Source organism: Thermogemmatispora tikiterensis (genome assembly GCF_003268475.1).
GTDB classification, from domain to species: domain Bacteria; phylum Chloroflexota; class Ktedonobacteria; order Ktedonobacterales; family Ktedonobacteraceae; genus Thermogemmatispora; species Thermogemmatispora tikiterensis.
In genome coordinates, this window is sequence record NZ_MCIF01000002.1 from 4382341 (window position 1) to 4399621 (window position 17281).

A 17281-nucleotide genomic window follows, 5' to 3' on the forward strand; every position below is an offset into this window, starting at 1 on the left:
ATCCTTCGCTGAAGTCAGATGGGAGCAGGGCTGGCTGGCCCACTCCTGACTGGCTTGCTACTCACTGGCGTTCTGTCTGAGCGAACCATTGTCTCGTTTGTTGTGTGCTCATTCCCGAACCGATCGCTAAAGCGCCTAAGCCTGCTCAGCCTCGGAGGCTGGGGCTGGCTGCTCATCGAGCGCGGGAGGGGCACTCTCCATCTCCTCATGCGAGACGGCGGGCGCCTCTTGATCTCCTACTGCTGATTCCGATGACTCTGATTCCGATGATTCTGACAGGGCAGCTGCTTCAGGGGCCTCGGCAGGGGCCTCAGCTTCCGCTTCGGCTTCGGGGGCACTGCCTGCTGCAGCGACCTCGGCCTCCGCACTGGCGCCGGCAAGCTCCTCGCTCGCGACGCTGGCAGGGGCAGGGGCTGGGGTAGCCCCGGCGGCGCTGGCGGCGGCGTAGGCCTCGCGCTCCTTCTGTACCACCCGCGGATCGCGTCGTTTGATCAGGTGCCGCAGCACTTCCTCAGATACCTTGAGGGTACGGTCCAGTTCCGGGAGGGTCTCAGGGGAGACACTCATATCGACAAAGACATAAATGCCATCGCGGTGATGCTCGATGGGGTAGGCCAACCGTCGCCGCCCCCAGTAATTCACCCTGACAACCTGGCCGTCATGGGCGGTTACGATCTGCTCGATCCGTTCAAGAATAGTACGTGTTCGCTCTTCACTGACTTCGGGATGGAGAATAAAGCCAAGCTCGTAGTCTCTCCTCACGAAGCCACCTCCTTCCTCTGGGTTTGCTCGCGGTCAGTCGCGGTTATCTGGACTCGTCTTGCTGCCGGAGCAGGTGGAGTATGGCGATCTCTATCTTCGCCATCCGCTCTGCCGCTGTCTTTTGACCTCTCTTGCTCTTACTCTTGCCAACCACTCTTGCTCTCTGCACGTTTGGCGGGCAGGCGTGATCTATGGCTGTTGAGAGAGTCGGTACAGTGCCCCGCTATTATAGCATTGTCCTCCCTGTCTGACAAGAGAAGGCCCATCTTGCTGAGCGGCTGGCCCACCCCGCCCCGTCCTCCGGTGAACCGGCGTGCTGACGGGATGGGGCAGGACGGAGCTAAGGAACGGGAGAAGGCCGTTTCCTATTCGCCAGAGCGAGAGCCACGGCCAGGGCCAGGGCGGACTTTCGTTCGGCCCGGCGCTTTGCCCCCTGCTGATCTCTCTCTCCTGCTCTTCTATTCTTGGCGCTGCTTGCTGAGGTGGAAATGTTGCGACCCTGTTCACTGCCCCTGACTGCTCACCGTAACGCCTGCGGGCTACGCGCCGTTCCCTTCAGATCCGGGCGCGCAGTCGGTCGGACAGGCTGCAAGGCACTGCCCTGCTAATCTGATCGCCGAAGGCGTGAGATGAGAGAGGGGCCGCCCCCTACTGGACAGCGGGGGCAATCTGTGCTATACTCGCAGACGGCATGCGGGGCTTCTTTGCTCTTGAAAAAGGCTTCTCTGCGCCTTCGATGGAGCTATTCTTCTCTATGACACTGTCACGCGCGCACTAAGAGCTGGCTGACAGGCCCAGCCCGCCAGTCCAGCTTGCGCCGGGCATACAAGCTCCTCTCTCTTGTGAGCCGACAGCCTCGTCTTTCGCTGGTCGCGGTCTCCCTCCTTTTATTCCTGGCGGGAGGGCCGTCAGGGAGAGGTCAAGTGCTGTGTTGCCCACCGCCCCGCACGAGAAGAAAGAAAGAGAGTGTGTATCTCATGAAGCAGAAACTTAAGACACATAAAGCCATCTCCAAACGTATTAAGATCACAGGCACCGGTAAGCTTTTGCGCCGCAAAGTTGCGATCAGCCACCTGCGCCGTAACAAGGCTTCTCGCTCGGTTCGTGCGGCTGATAAGGCCTTTGCCCTGGCGCGGGGAGATGCCCGTCGCGTTCGTCGCCTGCTCCCCTATGCTGGTCGGTAGGGCCTGGCCCCCTTGCTGCCGGCTCGTCGGCTCTGAGTGAGGTGGGCACCCTGATCGCACGTTTTCGTCGACTTCGTAAGCAGAAAGAAGAAGAAGAGGGAAGGACAAAGACGCCATGCCAAGAGTAAAGCGAGGCGTTACGGCGCGTCAGAAGCATAAAAAGGTATTGCAGTTTGTGGAGGGCCATCGTGGCACACGCCGCCGTCTGATCAAGAGGGCGCGTGAGTCCATGATGCACGCCCTGGCCTATGCCTATCGTGATCGGCGTAACCGCAAGCGCGATATGCGTCGGCTCTGGATCACACGCATCAACGCTGCCGCTCGCATGTTCGGTGTGACCTACAGCCAGTTGATGCATGCGATTCGCGTGGCCAACATCAGTGTTGATCGCAAGATTCTGGCTGAGATGGCGGTCAACGATCGGCCTGCCTTTGCCGAGCTGGTCAAAACGGCCCTGGCCGCGGCGCAGAGTCAGAATCAACCTCAAGGCTAGCAACAAGGCTGGTATTCTGCTCGGGCTGTCCTATCTATCTGGCAAAGCTGAGGTTGCCTCTCATGTTGCCAGGCGGGACAGTGCAGTGCAGAAGCGGTGTAAGGGGCGACTGCTCCGGCGGTCGCCCCTTCTGCATGTTTCAGGGAGGTGGCTCTCCCATGCCGGTAATTAGCAGTCCGCTCAATCCCCGAGTCGCGCTCCTGCGTGAGCTGCACACGCCGCGCGGACGTAAGAAGCACGGCCTCTTTCTGATGGAAGGGCCGCATTTGCTCAAGGAGCTACTCGACCGGGCTGTCTTACCTCTCGAAGTCTACTATCAGCCCGACTTGCTGGCGCGCACGGCTGAGGGGCAGGCGCTGTTAGAGCGGCTACTCACCGGGGCTGTGGCAAAGCAGGCCCTGATCCAGGTCAGTGTGCGTGTCATAGAGGCTTTAGGAGACGCGCAGACTTCACAGGGGGTAGTGGCCGTACTGCCGCTCGCGGCCTTCAGCTATGAGGAGGTAGCGGCACGCCGGCCTCCCGCGTTGCGGCCCACCCTGCTGATCCTCGATCGGCTGGCTGATCCGGGCAACCTTGGCACAATCCTGCGCACGGCCCTGGCGGCGGATGTCGCCGCGGTTCTGCTGACGCCGGGCTGTGTGGACGCCTTCAGTCCCAAGGTCGTGCGGGCGGCTGCCGGGGCCCATCTGGCCTTGCCGCTCGCTGAGGAACAGCAGTGGGACGAAATTGGGCGACGGGTGAGAGAGCACTGCGGTCCGCAGCTGCGGGTCTTTCTGGCTGAGGCAGGAGCGCCGCAGCTGTATTACGAGCAGGACCTATGTCAGCCGTTTGCCCTCATTATTGGCAATGAGGCTCACGGCCCCTCAGCGGCGGCTCGCGCCCTGGCCACCAGCCAGTTGAGCATTCCCCTCGCCAACGGGGTTGAGTCGCTCAATGCGGCAATGGCTACCGGCATCCTGCTCTACGAAGCCGTGCGTCAGCAGCGCCAGCGTCGTTCCACTGAGAAGCAATGACGACCGGAGAGATAACAGAGACGGCAGGACCTACGGCGCCGACGCTCGTCGTAAGCCCTGCCGCTTCTGCGGGTAAGAGGGGGCAGTGTCGTTAGCCAGAGAAGAAGTAGTCTGCAAGAGGTGGTCGGCAGTCTGCCGGCTCTCGCTAACTATAACCTACATCATCAGTCTAACAGAGGAATTAGACGCTTGTCTATGAAACAAGATAGAGGTTGCAGATACTATCTATAACAAAAAGGTTATAGTAGGGAAGGAGGCCGGAGGGCAACGCCAGGTGGGCCGGGTCAAGCGAAGAAGAACCCGCCTCTGAGTTGGCTGGCAGGCGCCAGCTGGCCTTGGCGAAAAAGAGCGGGGACCAATCCCCCGAGGCGCAGCTCTGAGGGGACTGGCTCCCGCTCCCTCTGTCGGTTTACCTGTTCGTCCGGCCTTCCATGCATCCGCCTGCTAGCCTGCCCAGCCTGGTAGCTCCATTAAATTGGGAGCCATTGGCCTGGCGAGCGGTCTTTATGGGAGGCCGCTGCCGTTGCCGGGCATCCCGGGATTCCAGGGGTCATACGGAGACTGCTCGAAGGGTGCCGCCTTGGGAGTTGGCGTAGTGGGGAAGCCAGTCGCTGGTGGTGAGTAGGGCCAGCCCGGCTGCGGGCCACTGCCTCCTGCTGGCATTGAAGGCAGCGGCTGACTCCACTCGCTGTTACCGGTGGAGGAGGGAGAGGGCGAGAGCGGCTGGAAGGGCGAGAAACCCTCGGGACTTGGGCCAGCGCCTGGCTGGCGGGCCGGGGGGAGAGCATTATACATGCCAGCATGGGTTGGTGTCGGCTGGGCCTGAGCGGTGGCCGTGACTGTACGGAAAGCGCCGCTCAGGGACTGCTGACCCTCCACGCCGTCTTGGACCGTCAGGGCATCGGTGAAGCCCGTAGTCGACAGGTAGCTCTGATCCTCATTCAGCTTGAACGCCTCTACCGAAGCGCGCAAGCGCTCCACCAGGCGAGCCAGGCGCCCCATAGCCTGGGCGGCCTCGCGTGTCGTCGTACTGCTGCGCTGGGTTGCCTCCGAGACGCTGTGCATAATCTGCACCACAGAGCTGGATGACTCCAGCTGCTGGTTAGCCATCTGGTTGATCGTTTCGATCTCGTGGGCCTGTTGCTCGATCACCGCAAAGACTGTCTCCAGGGCGCTACCGGCCTCCTGGGTCAGGCGTGCTCCAGCCTCCGTCTCGCGCTCCGTATCCTGCATAGCCACAGCCACAGCCCCGATATCCTCGCGAACGCTGCGGACAATGCGCGTCACGTTGCTGGCCTGCTCCTTGGCGCGCTCGGCCAGGCGGCGGATATCGGCGGCGACGGCGCCGAAGCCCTTGCCATGCTCACCGGCCATGGCGGCCTGGATAGCGGCGTCGAGAGCCAGACGATTGGTCTGATGAGCGATGCTGGAGATCGCCTCTACGATATTATTGATCTCACGCGAGCGGTCGCCGAGCACCTGGACCTTCTTAGCAGTCGCTTGCACGTTCTCATGGATGCGGCCCATCCCGGCGACGGCCATCTCCACAGCCTCGCGGCCCCCCTGCGCATCTTTACGCGCCTCGACGGCCACGTTGTGCAGCAGCTGAGCGCGCTCAGCCACGCGGCGGCTGGCCTCGGCCATCTGCTCGACCTCGACCGCGGCCTCGCTGATCTGGCGGATCTGCATGTCGTCCTCTTCCACCAGTTGGGTCATGCCATCGATCAGCTGGCTTGTGGTCTGCTCCACCTCGCGGGCCACCGTCTTAACGCGGATCACCAGATTCCCCAGCTCCTCGACCATGTAGTTAAAGGAGTCCGCGAGCACACCGAGGGCATCAGCTGTCACCTCAGCCTGCACGCGCAGGTCGCCCTCACCGACGCCGCTGACCTCGCTCACCAGCTTCTCCACCTGGGCCTGCAGGTTATCGCGCTGCGCCTGGGTCTCCTGAATCAAGCGCACGATGTTATCGAGCATATTGTTCATCGAGTTCGCCACGATGTAGATCTCATCGCGGCTGTTGATCTTGACACGGGCTGTCGTATCGCCCTTGCTGATGCGCTTGGTCAGGTTGGCGAGCTGGCGCAGGGGGCGGGTGATGGTCAGGTTAATGATATAGCCAATGGTGATCACCACCATTGCTGTGGCCAGGATGGCGATGACCGTGCCGAGGGTGATCATCCCGATCTGGTTAGAGCCGATGGAGGTCACCTCGTTGCTGATCGTTTGGGTCGTAGTCACAAGCTGCTGCCAGCTTGTGAGGAGCGAGGCGTACTTGGTGTTGGCCTGTTCGAGGAGGCTATGGGTCTGGCTGTGCGGGAGATTGGCCTTCAGCGCTGTCAGCTCAGCGTCCTGGGCCTGCTTATAATCCGACCACTGCTGACTGGCCGTGCGGAAGACCTGGGCCTGATTGGAGGCCAGGCTATTGATATCGCCCGGAAGGCTCCGGCGCACACTGTCCATATTCGGGGACGATCCCAGCAGGAAATTTTGCTGGTAGGTGCTCAACTCGTTGCCGAAGCTGTGCTCCAGGTCGAGGATCTCCGTCTCGGCAGAGGTGGCCATGCGAGTCATAGCACCACTATTGAGGCCGTAGGGGCCATCGTTAGCATAGAGCGTCGAGTGGTACTCGCCCAGCAGTGCGTTCATGCGCTCGAGATCAGACATGGCCTGCATGGAGATCGTCGTCGCCTGGTTGGCTACTTGCATTGCCTGGCCGTGAACGGTCAGCGTGTTCAGAAAGAAGGTTCCCAGCACGATAATCACGATGGCGGGAATAATCGCAGCCAGCGCGAAGGCCAGGAAGAGCCGGAGAAAAATAGGCATGCGCGTAATTGCTCTCATGACAGCTCTCGCCCCCTCTAAGAAGGTACGCAATGATCTCTGTATTGCTTAAAGGAATGGACCTTGCCGTTGCCAGCCTGTTGTTGATGTATGGGCAAACGTCAATGAGACCTGGAACAACCTGACAAAAGACTCCCAAGGTAGTGTACTCCACCCTGGGCGATTTTGAAACTCTCTTGTGAGAGATTACCCTCTTTTTCCTAGATGCGTGGCGCGGACAGCATGGGGGTAAGAAGCAATAAGGCTCTGCCACTCCGCTCCGCTCTGCTGGCGGCAGAGGTGGGCGAATCACTGCCTGCGCTACACTGTATTAACGATAGCCGAAAAGGGCGCTTCCAGCAAGCGTTCTCCCCTCATAGGGTGCTCTCTGAGCTGGCGGCTGGTGGCGGCCTCTCCTCCCTTCTGGCAAGCTCTCGCGCCTCTGGCCTTCGTGCCTCTTTTGCTGATTTATGATGTCATGTTTCTATCTATCTAGCTAGCTGTTGGCTAGATTCTCTCATGCTCGCTATAGCCTGTCCTGAAGGGAGCGGAGGAAGGGGGCCAGTTAGTTGATCATCAGGAAAGCAAGCGGCAGAGGAGAAGAAGCCCTGCTGCCATTGGGGGCAGAGCTTGCTCACTCCTCTGCCTGGGGGCCCATCCTGGCCCGCTGCCTCCTGGGTAGTAATCATTTAATACCGGCGAAAACGCTGCTCTCGTCGGGTAGCAGGCCAAAGTTATTGGCTCCCAGCGGCCAGTAGACCAGGGTGGCCTTGCCGACGATATCTTGTTTGGGGACGGTGCCCCATTGACGCGAATCAGAGCTGTCGCCGCGATTATCGCCCATCACAAAGTACTGATCAGGGCCGATAACCAGGTTGCGGATCGGCGGGTAGACGGCCAGGCTGGCCGGGTCGTTGGGATTGGTATACGGTTCATGCAGGGTGACCCCATCGACAATGACCGTTTGGCCGATGACGGTGATGGTGTCACCGGGAACAGCAATAATGCGCTTCACATAGTCTACACTCGGGTCGCGTGGATAGTGGAAGACAATAATATCACCGCGTTGTGGCGGATGAAAAAGGTAAGCGAGCCGATCGACAAGGATATATTCCTGGTTATGCAGCGTCGGCTCCATGCTTGGCCCATCGATATAGTAATGCTGGACTGTCAGGCGTACCACGAGGAGCAACAGTAGCGTCAATGCTACCGTTTCCAGGATGTCACGCAGGAGCCGGTGGCCCCTCTCCTCTTTCTCTGGTTTTGCGCTCAAAACCCTTGCCTTGCCTCCTATTCTATCTTAGGGTCAGTGCTCGACGATCTGTTTGGAAGAAGCATTGCCGATGGAGGCCCCTTCTTCCCTGGCCCGCTCATAAAGAGCGGTCTCTACCGGCGGTGTTGGCATATCGACAGCTGAGCTTACTCGGCAGCCGGTTCTGGAAGCGTGAATGGAGGCGGCGTCTGGTGGCTGCGAGCCGCCGCTGCTTCTTGCAAACGCGTCACGCTCTCAGCCGGAACAGGGTGGCCCCCCAAGGGCGTCGGATGGATGCCAGGACCATGATAGTCGCTGCCGCCCGTGGGGATGAGGTCGAACTGGCGCGCCAGGGTGAGCAGCAGCGTCTCCTGCTCAGCGGTATAAGGACCATAGTAGACCTCCAGGCCCGCCAGTCCCAGGGCACATAACTCGGGGAGCCACTGCCGCAGGATCTCAGGGCCTGGTAATTCCAGAGGGTGGGCGATCACTGGCAGGCCCCTGGCGCTAACAATGAGACGCACCGCGTCCTGGGGCGAGAGCTTGTAACGCGGTACGTAGGCTGGGCACCCTTTGCTCAGGTAGCGCGCAAAGGCCTCCTCGATGCTCTGCGCATAGCCAGCCTCGACCAGGGCCTGAGCCACATGAGGCCGTCCCACTGCTCCCTGAGCCAGCTCGCGCACACGCTCCCACCTGATGGCGATGCCCTGCTCGTTGAGCAGCTCGACCATCCGCTGGCCACGGCGCTGGCGTGCGTCGCGCAGTGTACGCAGAGCCTGCTGAAAAGCCTCCTGCTGGTAGTGTAGAAAATAGCCAAGCATGTGCACTTCGCCAGCGGAAGTTTCGGTGTTGATCTCGATGCCTGGGATAAAATCGATGCCTAGCTGGGTGGCGGCCTCAGCGGCCTCCGCCACTCCTTCGGTGCTGTCGTGATCGGTAAGGGCCAGCACACGCACCCCCGCCTCGTAGGCTTTCTGGACCAGAACCTGCGGCGCATAGAGGCCGTCCGAAGCGGTCGAGTGCGTGTGCAGATCAATGGCGTAATCGGTCATATCTCCTCCAGCCTGATTGACCCGGCGTGATCGCTGGGATGGATTGAGGCAGTGAGCGAGCTATGGCTGTGTTTTCGCCCACTGCTGGCCACATCAGGCGCGTTCCTCTCTCCTGTCTCCGGGTTCCGCGCGAGCCAGGCCACTTATCTGGCATAGTCAACGGCGCGCGTCTCGCGCACCACGCAGACTTTGATCTGGCCGGGGTAGTCAAGGCTCTCCTCGATCTTATGGGCGATCTCGCTGGCCAGGCGATTGGCGCCGTACTCATCGATCTCATCGGGCTTGACGATGATCCGCACCTCGCGCCCGGCCTGGATAGCAAAGGACTTCTCGACGCCGGGGAAAGAGTTGGCGATGCTCTCCAGGGCTTCGAGGCGCTTGAGATAGAGATCGATGGTCTCGCGCCGCGCCCCAGGCCGGGCAGCGGAGATGGCATCGGCGGCCTGGACAATGGCGGCCTCCAGGCTCTGCGGTTCCATCTCGCTGGCGTGATGAGCTACCATCGCATGAATAATCTTGGGCGACTTGCCAAAACGACGGGCAATCTCGCCGCCAACGACGGCATGCGGCCCCTCGACCTCCTGATCAATGGCCTTGCCGATGTCATGCAGCAGGGCGGCGGTCTTGCAGACGTTCACATCGGCTCCCAGCTCATGGGCGATGGTGCCCGCGAGAATAGCCACTTCGACGGAGTGAGCCAGCACATTCTGACCGTAGCTGGTGCGGAAATGGAGCCGCCCCAGGATCTTGAGCAGCTCGGGCTGCAGGCCGTGGACATTGGCCTCCATCGCCGCCCGCTCTCCGGCCTCACGGATGATGCTGTCGACCTCCTGCTGGGCCTTGGCTACCACGTCTTCAATGCGCGTGGGGTGGATACGCCCATCAAGAATCAAGCGGTTGAGGGCCAGGCGCGCCACTTCGCGACGCACTGGGTCAAAACCCGAAAGAATGACCGCTTCCGGTGTGTCGTCGATGATCAGGTCAACACCGGTCGCGGCCTCCAAGGCCCGAATATTGCGACCTTCCCGGCCAATGATGCGGCCTTTCATCTCCTCATTGGGCAGAGGGACGACCGAGACTACAGCCTCAGAGACCTGGTCGGAGGCGCAGCGCTGGATAGCCAGCGTGATGATCTCACGCGCCCTCGCCTCAGCCTCCTCGCGCGCTTCCTCTTCGATGATGCGCGCCCGCCGCGAGGCTTCGGCCCGGACCAGGGCCTCCATGCGACTCAAGAGAAGCTCGCGCGCCTCCTCTTCGCTCAGGTGGGAGATGCGTTCTAGCTCGCTCTGCTGCTGGCGCTTCAGCTCTTCGACTTCCTGACGCAGCTCCTCAACAGCCCGCTCGCGTGCCTGTAGCCGACGCTCACGTTGCTCCAGGGCTTCGATCTTCCGCTCCAGACTCTCTTCCTTCTGCTGCAGTCGACGCTCTTGACGCTGCAGCTCAGCACGCCGCTCAGCGTTTTCTCTCTCAATGGTGGCGCGGAAGCGCGCTGTCTCTTCACGGGCCTCATGCAGAGCCTCACGCTGTTGCTGCTGCATTTCCAGAAGAAGACGCTCACTGGCCTCTTTTTCAAGACGGAGACGCTCCTCAAACTTGCTTTTATTTCGGGCCTCCCCTAAGCGGTATCCGATGACAAGTGCGATCCCGGCTCCAAGGAGCGCCGCCAGGATAATGCCCGCTGCGAGGATGGCGATGATGGTCGGCGTCACGTTAGCCTACCTCCAGAGTGATAAAAGGGCAAACAGACCCGCCCGCCGGGCTTGTGATGACCGAGTGCTGTGTTCCATCGTATCGAGAGACGGTATATGCTAAGTATACTATATAGAAGGCGTATAGTACGCCAAGCATACTATATAAGAGCGTTGAGGGGCTGTCAAGAACGCTCAATTGAGAAGATCGATTGTTTCTCTAGCAGGTTCGCAGCCTTTTCTAGTTTGCTGCAATCAATCTCTACGGGAGTTACATCATGACACAGCAACCAGCGGAGTCCACTGCTCCCCTGCGTCCCACGCCCGTGGTCACCAGCTTCCTCCTGCGTTTCGACCAGCCTGGGGGCCCCCAGCTGCTGATCGTCCAGCGCAGCCAGCGGGTTGGCAGCTATCAAGGACGTTGGGCCGGCATCAGTGGCTTTATCGAGCCGGGGGTCAGTCCCGAGGAGCAGGCCTACACGGAGATCCGCGAAGAGACTGGTTTGGGGCCGCAGCAGGTGCGCCTGCTCAAACGTGGCGCGGTTGTTGAGCATCGTGATCAGGAGCTGGGCCGCCACTGGATTATTCACCCCTTCCTCTTTGAGGTCTTGGCCCCCGAGGCTATTCGGACCGATTGGGAAGCAGTGACCATGCGCTGGATTCCTCCGGCTGAGCTGGAGCGCTATGAGACGGTGCCCCTGCTCAAAGAAGCCTACGAATCGGCGCAGCGGGGTGAGAGCCAGCCCTGAGCAGAGCTGTGGGCTGGCCCGCACCGCAGTGGCGACCCGCGATGCGATGCGCGGGCCACTCAGGTGGAGGTAGGCTGGAGCAGTCGCAGGCGAGCGGCGGGGATCTGTGGCAGCAGATCTGAGGCCAGCAGACCAGCGTCGCCGCAGTGCTGGCTGACCAGCTTGGAAGCGGCCACGTGTAAGTAGACGGCCAGGCTGGCAGCGTCAAAGGGGGTGAGGCGTTGCGCCAGGTAGCCTGCGATCATGCCCGCCAGGACATCGCCCGTACCGGCGCTGGCAAGGGCCGGGTTGCTTTCCCAGTTGATGCGCAGGCGTCCCGCTGGTTCGCTGATCAGCGTACAGGCCCCTTTGAGGACAAGGATGACGTTCCAGGCCTGGGCGCAATGGCGTGCCACCTGCAGCCGATCGATACCACCGCCTGAGACCCTGGTCTCTCCCAGCAAGCGGCTCATCTCGCCCGGGTGAGGAGTGATGACGGTGCCCGGCGGCAGCCGTTGCCACCAGTTTTCAACGTCGGCCAGGTTATTGAGGCCGTCGGCATCGATGACCAGCGCCGGACGCTCGTCCTCGGGCAGGCTGCGCAGAGCGTCGAGCAAGGCCAGGATGGCGCTGCGCGTGGCTGGTGCTCGACCAAGGCCTGGGCCGATCAGCAGCGCCCGGTAGCCGCTCAGGTGCTCTAAGAGCGTCCGAGCCTGCTCCTGGCCGCGTTGTTCGCCCGGCTCGCCAGCTGGCAGCAGAACGTAGGTGGCCTCATGCAGCGAGGAGGCGTAGATGGGCAGCAGGTCGGGTGTGACGGCCAGTGTGACTAAGCCTGCGCCGACCCGCAGAACGGCGCTGCCGGCCAGGTAAGCCGAGCCTGGATAGGGGGGCGAGCCGCAGAAGAGCATCACCCGTCCAAAGGTGCCTTTATTGCTTTCTAGAGGACGTGGCGGCAGCAGCGTCCGTGCCAGGGTGGCATCCAGCATCTCATCGCTGAGGTCACGCTCCAGCTCCTCGGGCAGGCCAATACTGCCGACGAACAGCTCGCCGAGATAGGAGCGAGCGGGAAAGAAGAAAAAGCCCTGTTTGGGGCAGGCCAGGGTGATGGTGAGGTCGGCGCGGATACTGCCAGGATCAACTTCGCCAGTGTCGGCGTTGACGCCGGTCGGCAGGTCGATTGCCACAACGAGCAGCTCGCCGGGACGACGGGCTCGCTCCTGCTCAACGCGGGCCAGGAGAGCGCGCATGTCCTCGGGCAGGGGACGCGAGCGCCCGGTGCCCAGCAAGGCATCGACGACATAGCCGACGCGCTGGAGCAGGGCGTTTAGCTCAGCCTCCACCTGCTCTGCTGGCACTTCTCGGCCCTCGCGCGTCAGCCGCCGCTCCTTCCAGCGGTAGAGATTGATATGCGCTCCCTCGGCCTCCAGATGCCGGGCCATGACCTGGCCATCGCCGCCGTTGTTACCAGGACCAATCAGAAAGAGTAGCTCGCACTCGCTCAGCGAACGCCGCTGTCGCTCACGAATATAGCGGGCCAGCAGCTCGGCGGCGCTGCGACCGGCATTCTCCATTAAGATGGAGGTGTTCAGCCCGTATTCTTGATCCGCCCGCATCTCCAGTTCGCGCATGCGGGCAACGTCAACGATATGCATAGTTCTCCTCTCCCTGCTTTCTGTTCTTTATTCTACATGGTGGCTCTGGCCCTGTCACGCCAGCTCAGGGGGCTTCCTGGTGAGGATCGGCCGGCAAGGCAGAGAGAGACAGCGAATAATACACCTCAAAGAGGCGCGACAAAGGCCACCTGACCTGCTATACTCCACTCCATGAGACTGGCACTCAAGATCAGGCCGCAGCGAAGCAATCAGTACAGCAACATGGTCGAGACCCTCGCCGAGCCAGAGCTACGCGCCAGTCCCCTCGGCCCGGCCATCGAGGAGCTGCAGCGCATCGTACTGGGTGGGCAGAGTTATCTGCTGGCGAGGATAGAAGAGGGGCGGCTCGACCGTGAGGAGTGTTTACGTCTGCTGGCTCACCTGGGAACCATTAGCGAGATTTACGAATACTTTGCCGAGGTCGGCGGCGTCGAGGGTCCCTTTCTTCGCCCCCTTGCCTGGCCCTGGCAACCGTTCATCTCGCCGGAGATCGCTGAGGTACGGCGTTACAAGGGCAAGACCAACGAAATCTTCACCCGCGTCCTGCTGAACGTGGCCCTCTTCGCCGGAGCCTATGCTACCAGCCGCGAGCGCCTGCGCATTCTTGATCCCCTGGCCGGCGGAGGACGACCCTCTTTGTGGCCCTGGCTGCTGGCTACGACGCCTTCGGCATCGAGCAGAAGCGTCAGGATGTCGAGACGACGGCGGTCTTTCTGCGCCAGTACCTCACTGGCGAGGGGATTACCTTTAAAGAGATCTGCGAGCGTCGTCGCAGCGGCAAGCGTTACCAGTTTGAGGTCAGGCCGGCGGGCAAGGGCGGCGAGGCGCGCCTGCTGATTCTGGTGCATGGCGATAGCAGCGAGGCCCCGCTACATCTGCGCAACATTCCCGGAGGACCGCGCGTTCATGCCATTGTCGGCGATCTCCCCTATGGCATTCAGCATCTCGGCGAGGTCGGTGCACTTCTGCAGCAGGCCCTCCCGGCCTGGAGCGAGCTGCTGCTGCCTGGAGGGACGCTAGCCCTCGCCTGGAACGCCACGCGCCTCCCACGCCACGACATCTGCGCTCTTGTTGAACGCTACAGCGGTCTGCAGACGCGCAACGATCCACCATACACGCAATTTGCGCACACGGTGGATCGTGTCATCAAAAAGCGCGACCTGCTCGTCGCTGTCAAAGCCTGAGTGGAGGGAGGAGGCCAGGATCGTCGCGCTCAGCCCCATTCAACTGAGCTGGTTGGCGATGGCAATGGCCTCCTGCTCGTCGAGATCGCCGCTGATGCGAATGCCCAGACCCTGCTCTTTCCAGGCCAGGGTGGGGTTATCGCTGCCTGTTGAATAGGTCGCTGTAGTGCCGCGCAGGGTGAGCGTCGTGCCGCTGGGCAACGGCTCATTGGCCAGAGCCTTGCCTTCGAGGATCGAAAAGCTCTGGTCGCCTTTCAGATAGTGGAGCACAAAGACCTGTCCACTGGCGGTCGAGAGCACATCGACACCCTCAAGCTGGTAATCGCTCTGCGAGGAGGGGATGCTCAGCAGATGGTAGCCGGCCAGCTGCTCCGCCTGGCCAAGGGTCAGCGTGCCGCTGGTGGGGGTGGCGCTGGCTTGCAGCAGCGGGGCCACCTGGGCATTGGCGGGTGGGGTGAAGCTAAAGAGACTGTCGGCCAGAGAGCGATTCAGCTCCAGCGTGGGCAGCTGCAGGGTCACCTGGGCGAAACCCTGCAGATTGAGAACCAGCTTGATGGGCAGATCGTTGCTGCGATCCAGGTAGACATCGCCGCTATAGTCGGGACCGGAGGCGGCGGATTGCTGAGAGGTGACATGGACGACAGTGGCACTATGGCCGTCGACAGTCACCGTCTGCGAGGCCAGCGTGGCCTGGCTCTGGCTGAAGATGGGATCGATCAAGTTGAGTGTCAACTGATTGACCGGGTTGGAGCTGCTGCCGAAAAGCGCCGAGCCGCCCTGGCTATTGATGCTTCCGGCGTAGACAATGTGCCGCGCGGGATTATAGATCCAGAGCTTCTCCCCGTTGCTGACCGTCAGCTCGCCAACGGGAAAGTCACTCAGAGTCGAGCGCAGAATCAGGCTGCGGCTTCTGGCAGGGGCCGCTTTCCAGATCTCACTTGTTAATGCTCCCTGATAGGTTTCGCCGTCAATTTGAATAGTTACCACCGCGTGCAGTGTCCGTGCTGCCGTCAGCTGCTGCTCGCTTTGCTGTAACAGCTGTTGAGCATTAGCACCGCTGGTACTGGCGGGCGTCTGCTGTTGGGCCTGGCCACTGTTGCAGGCTACCAACAGGAGCAGCATCATAAGCGAGAGAGCAAGAGAATAGCAGCATCTTCTAGTGAGGGTAGACATAGAGGGCCTCTCCGTTGCAGAATGGCACATCTTTACATCAGGATATGCAAGTCAAAATTTTTAGACTACAGAGAGAAGCATCGTAAAGATGCCTTCCTATTCTACGCTGGTGGGGTCCCAAGGGCAAGGAGGTAGGAAAGAGAGAGCAGGGAGCTGACGGGCAGGGCAGGCGGAGAGGCTACGAGCATTAGTGAGCAGTGACCTGAAAAAGAAGCGACGTATCAGGGTGGGCGGAGCGCTGGATGGTCACATGCAGTTGCCAGAGGCCAGCCATGACAAATTGCACCCGGGCGCGATAGAGGCCGTCGCTGCTGGGGAGGGCGGAGACCGTGGGCAGGTCCATATCCATCTCTGGCATTGTGCTTTCTACCTGAACGTGCGCATCGTTGATCAGCGTACCGCTGGCGACCTCGGCAATGCGCAACACGATGGTGGCGGGTTGCGTGCTGAGAGGCGGGTCGGGACTCAGCTGGAGGGTGACCTCATAGGGGCCGGCACGTACCTGCTGTTGCCCTGACTCCGAGGAGGCTGGTGGGAGGTTGGCCACCAAGCCCCCCAGCCAGGTCAGCAGGGCCAGAAAGAGCAGGCCGAGCAGTATAACGAGTAAATTGCGTCTCATTCTGTTTTTACTCTTAAGAAGATGATGTGGTGGCGGGAATTCTCACGTAGATCTTACCATCCTCGATGCGGATGTCAAGCCGCGGCAGGGGAGCCAGGTAGCGCAGGCGTCCGGCGGTCGGGTCTGCCGCCCCGCTGGCGGTGAAGACGCCGCCGTGGCAGGGGCAATGGAACTTGCCATCGCTCTCCTGCCACTCGACCAGGCATCCCATATGTGTGCAGGCCGCTGAAAAAGCGATGATCTCCTCGCCAGAGGTCGCGGTCGCAGACTCATTGCCGCCAGACCAGGCCCCTGATCCATACTCGCTACTGCTGCCAGGGCTGCGCTCCTGACGGATCACAAAGCCAGCAATCGTCTCGGTGACAAAGCGCACCGGCTGCTGACCCAGGGCCGAGACCTCAGCGACAAAGTGCCAGCGCGAAGGCACATTGGCCCCGATCAGGGCTGGGTAGGCCGGAGGAGCACCTGGCCCCGTGCTCGTCGGCGTGGGAGCTGGGGTGGCCTGGCCTGCCCCCCCCTGAGGCCGGCCACTGGCCTCTTGGAGGGCGCGATCAAGCCCGGCGCCGGCCACCAGCGAGGCGGCAGCCACCGCGCTACCTGCCAACAGACGACGACGCGAGAGCCGAGAACGTCTCGCGGCGGGGGACGGAGAGGAGGTGGTGGGAGGAGAAACGGCGGGCAAGATCAGCGGTTCCCCGGTGGGGGATGCGCTCGCCGTACTCGACCCGACGGCCTCCGCCGACTCGCCCGGCTCTTCTTCCTGGGTGGCCAGCTCACGCTCCAGGCGCGCGCGCAGCTCGGCCACGAACTCCGGGCGAGGCTCCGCGGCGCCGGGAGCCGCTGCGCGCAAGAGAGCTGCCAGGCGATAGAGACGCGCCTGCGCTGGCGTCAGCTCCGCGGACAGCGGTGGCCTGCGATCCTCCTGCAACGCTGCAAGATAGCGCTCTAGCTCCAGATAGTCCTCAAAGCGTTCCTGGTCTCCCTCGGGCATAAACCTCGCCTCCCTTCCGGTCCGTTACCTTCACCGGATGCCTCCATTCTCGTTAGCCTGTCACAACGCTCTCCAATTCGGCGGCGCGCTTGAGCGCCCGGAACTGAAGGACCTTCACATTGGCCTCGCTCAACCCTAGACGGAGGGCGGTCTCCTTGATCGAGAGATTCAAAAGAAAACGGCAGATCAACACCTCGCGGTAATGGGCGGGAAGGGCCTGCAGGATACGCTGGACGCGCTCGGCTGGTCGCTCGTCAGGGCAGGAGAGCGACACTTCCTCGCTTGGCCCCTGCCAGCCGGCATCGAGCAGCTCCTCAAGAGAATCAAGAGGAAAGCGATAATGACTGCGCCAGTAGTCGGCCAGAGTGGTCCTGGCGACCTGGAAGAGCCAGCGCTGCCAGCTCGGGCTGCCAGTGCCGCGCTCGCTGCTTAGCAGGCGCACGGCTTTCATGAAGATCTGCGAGGTCAGGTCCTCGGCCTCTTCACGATTGCCCACTTTGCTGTAGACATAGCGATAGATGAGATGAAGATTATCCTCATAGAAGCGTTGAAATGCTTGCACATCCACGGCATCCTGTCCTGTTGCAAGGTTTCGCTCCTGTTTGCTCTGGCGTGCGGTATTCACATTGGCCCTCCTCGCCCTGCCTGCGCACAGGCCGAGGCCCAA

General features: G+C 61.5%; 15 protein-coding genes. 5 read left to right on the forward strand and 10 right to left on the reverse strand.

Annotated elements, in window-relative coordinates; translation table 11 throughout:
* Positions 1-135 precede the first annotated feature (135 nt).
* Entirely contained in the window at positions 136-762 is a 627-nt protein-coding gene (rpsF, locus tag A4R35_RS17560) for a 30S ribosomal protein S6 (RefSeq protein ID WP_112431612.1), read from the reverse strand.
* A 977-nt stretch (positions 763-1739) separates the two neighbouring features.
* Here rpsF and rpmI point away from each other — a divergent pair.
* The 3 genes from rpmI (at position 1740) to A4R35_RS17575 (ending at position 3452) form a co-directional block, all read left to right on the forward strand.
* Positions 1740-1946 carry a 50S ribosomal protein L35 gene (gene rpmI / locus A4R35_RS17565; RefSeq protein ID WP_112431614.1) on the forward strand — a complete coding sequence of 69 codons (207 nt, stop codon included), beginning with the start codon at positions 1740-1742 and terminating at the stop codon, positions 1944-1946.
* Between the two features lie 115 nt (positions 1947-2061).
* Positions 2062-2439 (forward strand): 50S ribosomal protein L20, encoded by a 378-nt coding sequence (rplT, locus tag A4R35_RS17570; protein ID WP_112431616.1) that lies wholly within the window; start codon positions 2062-2064, stop codon positions 2437-2439.
* Positions 2440-2597: 158 nt separating this feature from the next.
* A complete protein-coding gene (locus tag A4R35_RS17575) occupies positions 2598-3452 on the forward strand; it encodes a TrmH family RNA methyltransferase (RefSeq protein ID WP_189361978.1) in 855 nt (284 codons plus the stop codon).
* A 504-nt stretch (positions 3453-3956) separates the two neighbouring features.
* Here the strand turns inward: A4R35_RS17575 and A4R35_RS17580 are convergent.
* The 4 genes from A4R35_RS17580 to rny form a co-directional block, all read right to left on the reverse strand.
* Positions 3957-6296 carry a methyl-accepting chemotaxis protein gene (locus A4R35_RS17580; protein WP_146747252.1) on the reverse strand — a complete coding sequence of 780 codons (2340 nt, stop codon included), beginning with the start codon at positions 6294-6296 and terminating at the stop codon, positions 3957-3959.
* A gap of 664 nt (positions 6297-6960) precedes the next feature.
* Positions 6961-7548: a signal peptidase I gene (gene lepB / locus A4R35_RS17585; RefSeq protein WP_112431622.1), complete on the reverse strand. Its 588-nt coding sequence runs from the start codon at positions 7546-7548 to the stop codon at positions 6961-6963.
* Positions 7549-7694: 146 nt separating this feature from the next.
* Entirely contained in the window at positions 7695-8579 is an 885-nt protein-coding gene (locus A4R35_RS17590; RefSeq protein ID WP_112431623.1) for a PHP domain-containing protein, read from the reverse strand.
* A gap of 143 nt (positions 8580-8722) precedes the next feature.
* Complete coding sequence (gene rny / locus A4R35_RS17595) at positions 8723-10288, reverse strand: ribonuclease Y (RefSeq protein WP_189361980.1); 1566 nt, start codon at positions 10286-10288, stop codon at positions 8723-8725.
* 257 nt (positions 10289-10545) lie between these two features.
* Between rny and A4R35_RS17600 the strand changes: the two genes are divergently transcribed.
* Positions 10546-11016, forward strand: coding sequence for an NUDIX domain-containing protein (locus A4R35_RS17600; protein ID WP_112431625.1), 471 nt, complete (start codon positions 10546-10548; stop codon positions 11014-11016).
* Positions 11017-11075: 59 nt separating this feature from the next.
* Here A4R35_RS17600 and A4R35_RS17605 read toward each other — a convergent pair whose 3' ends face one another.
* Positions 11076-12647, reverse strand: a complete 1572-nt coding sequence (locus A4R35_RS17605; RefSeq protein ID WP_112431627.1) for an NAD(P)H-hydrate dehydratase — start codon at positions 12645-12647, stop codon at positions 11076-11078.
* Positions 12648-13285: 638 nt separating this feature from the next.
* Between A4R35_RS17605 and A4R35_RS17610 the strand changes: the two genes are divergently transcribed.
* A complete protein-coding gene (locus tag A4R35_RS17610) occupies positions 13286-13831 on the forward strand; it encodes a TRM11 family methyltransferase (protein WP_112431629.1) in 546 nt (181 codons plus the stop codon).
* A 39-nt stretch (positions 13832-13870) separates the two neighbouring features.
* On the opposite strand, the gene A4R35_RS17615 is transcribed toward A4R35_RS17610, so the two are convergent.
* From A4R35_RS17615 to A4R35_RS17630, 4 genes are all read right to left on the reverse strand, one after another.
* Positions 13871-15004 carry a LolA family protein gene (locus A4R35_RS17615; RefSeq protein ID WP_146747253.1) on the reverse strand — a complete coding sequence of 378 codons (1134 nt, stop codon included), beginning with the start codon at positions 15002-15004 and terminating at the stop codon, positions 13871-13873.
* Between the two features lie 187 nt (positions 15005-15191).
* Positions 15192-15623 carry a FixH family protein gene (locus tag A4R35_RS17620; RefSeq protein WP_112431633.1) on the reverse strand — a complete coding sequence of 144 codons (432 nt, stop codon included), beginning with the start codon at positions 15621-15623 and terminating at the stop codon, positions 15192-15194.
* 13 nt (positions 15624-15636) lie between these two features.
* Positions 15637-16614 (reverse strand): QcrA and Rieske domain-containing protein, encoded by a 978-nt coding sequence (locus A4R35_RS17625; protein ID WP_112431635.1) that lies wholly within the window; start codon positions 16612-16614, stop codon positions 15637-15639.
* A gap of 52 nt (positions 16615-16666) precedes the next feature.
* Positions 16667-17239 (reverse strand): RNA polymerase sigma factor, encoded by a 573-nt coding sequence (locus A4R35_RS17630; protein ID WP_189361982.1) that lies wholly within the window; start codon positions 17237-17239, stop codon positions 16667-16669.
* Positions 17240-17281: the final 42 nt, after the last annotated feature.

Excerpts from the sequence above, each read along its gene's own strand:
- rpmI (WP_112431614.1), top strand. The coding sequence starts at position 1,740 with ATGAAGCAGAAACTTAAGACACATAAAGCCATCTCCAAACGTATTAAG.
- rplT (WP_112431616.1), top strand. The coding sequence starts at position 2,062 with ATGCCAAGAGTAAAGCGAGGCGTTACGGCGCGTCAGAAGCATAAAAAG.
- A4R35_RS17575 (WP_189361978.1), top strand. The coding sequence starts at position 2,598 with ATGCCGGTAATTAGCAGTCCGCTCAATCCCCGAGTCGCGCTCCTGCGT.
- A4R35_RS17580 (WP_146747252.1), bottom strand. The coding sequence starts at position 6,296 with ATGAGAGCAATTACGCGCATGCCTATTTTTCTCCGGCTCTTCCTGGCC.
- A4R35_RS17590 (WP_112431623.1), bottom strand. The coding sequence starts at position 8,579 with ATGACCGATTACGCCATTGATCTGCACACGCACTCGACCGCTTCGGAC.
- A4R35_RS17600 (WP_112431625.1), top strand. The coding sequence starts at position 10,546 with ATGACACAGCAACCAGCGGAGTCCACTGCTCCCCTGCGTCCCACGCCC.
- A4R35_RS17605 (WP_112431627.1), bottom strand. The coding sequence starts at position 12,647 with ATGCATATCGTTGACGTTGCCCGCATGCGCGAACTGGAGATGCGGGCG.
- A4R35_RS17615 (WP_146747253.1), bottom strand. The coding sequence starts at position 15,004 with ATGTCTACCCTCACTAGAAGATGCTGCTATTCTCTTGCTCTCTCGCTT.
- A4R35_RS17620 (WP_112431633.1), bottom strand. The coding sequence starts at position 15,623 with ATGAGACGCAATTTACTCGTTATACTGCTCGGCCTGCTCTTTCTGGCC.
- A4R35_RS17625 (WP_112431635.1), bottom strand. The coding sequence starts at position 16,614 with ATGCCCGAGGGAGACCAGGAACGCTTTGAGGACTATCTGGAGCTAGAG.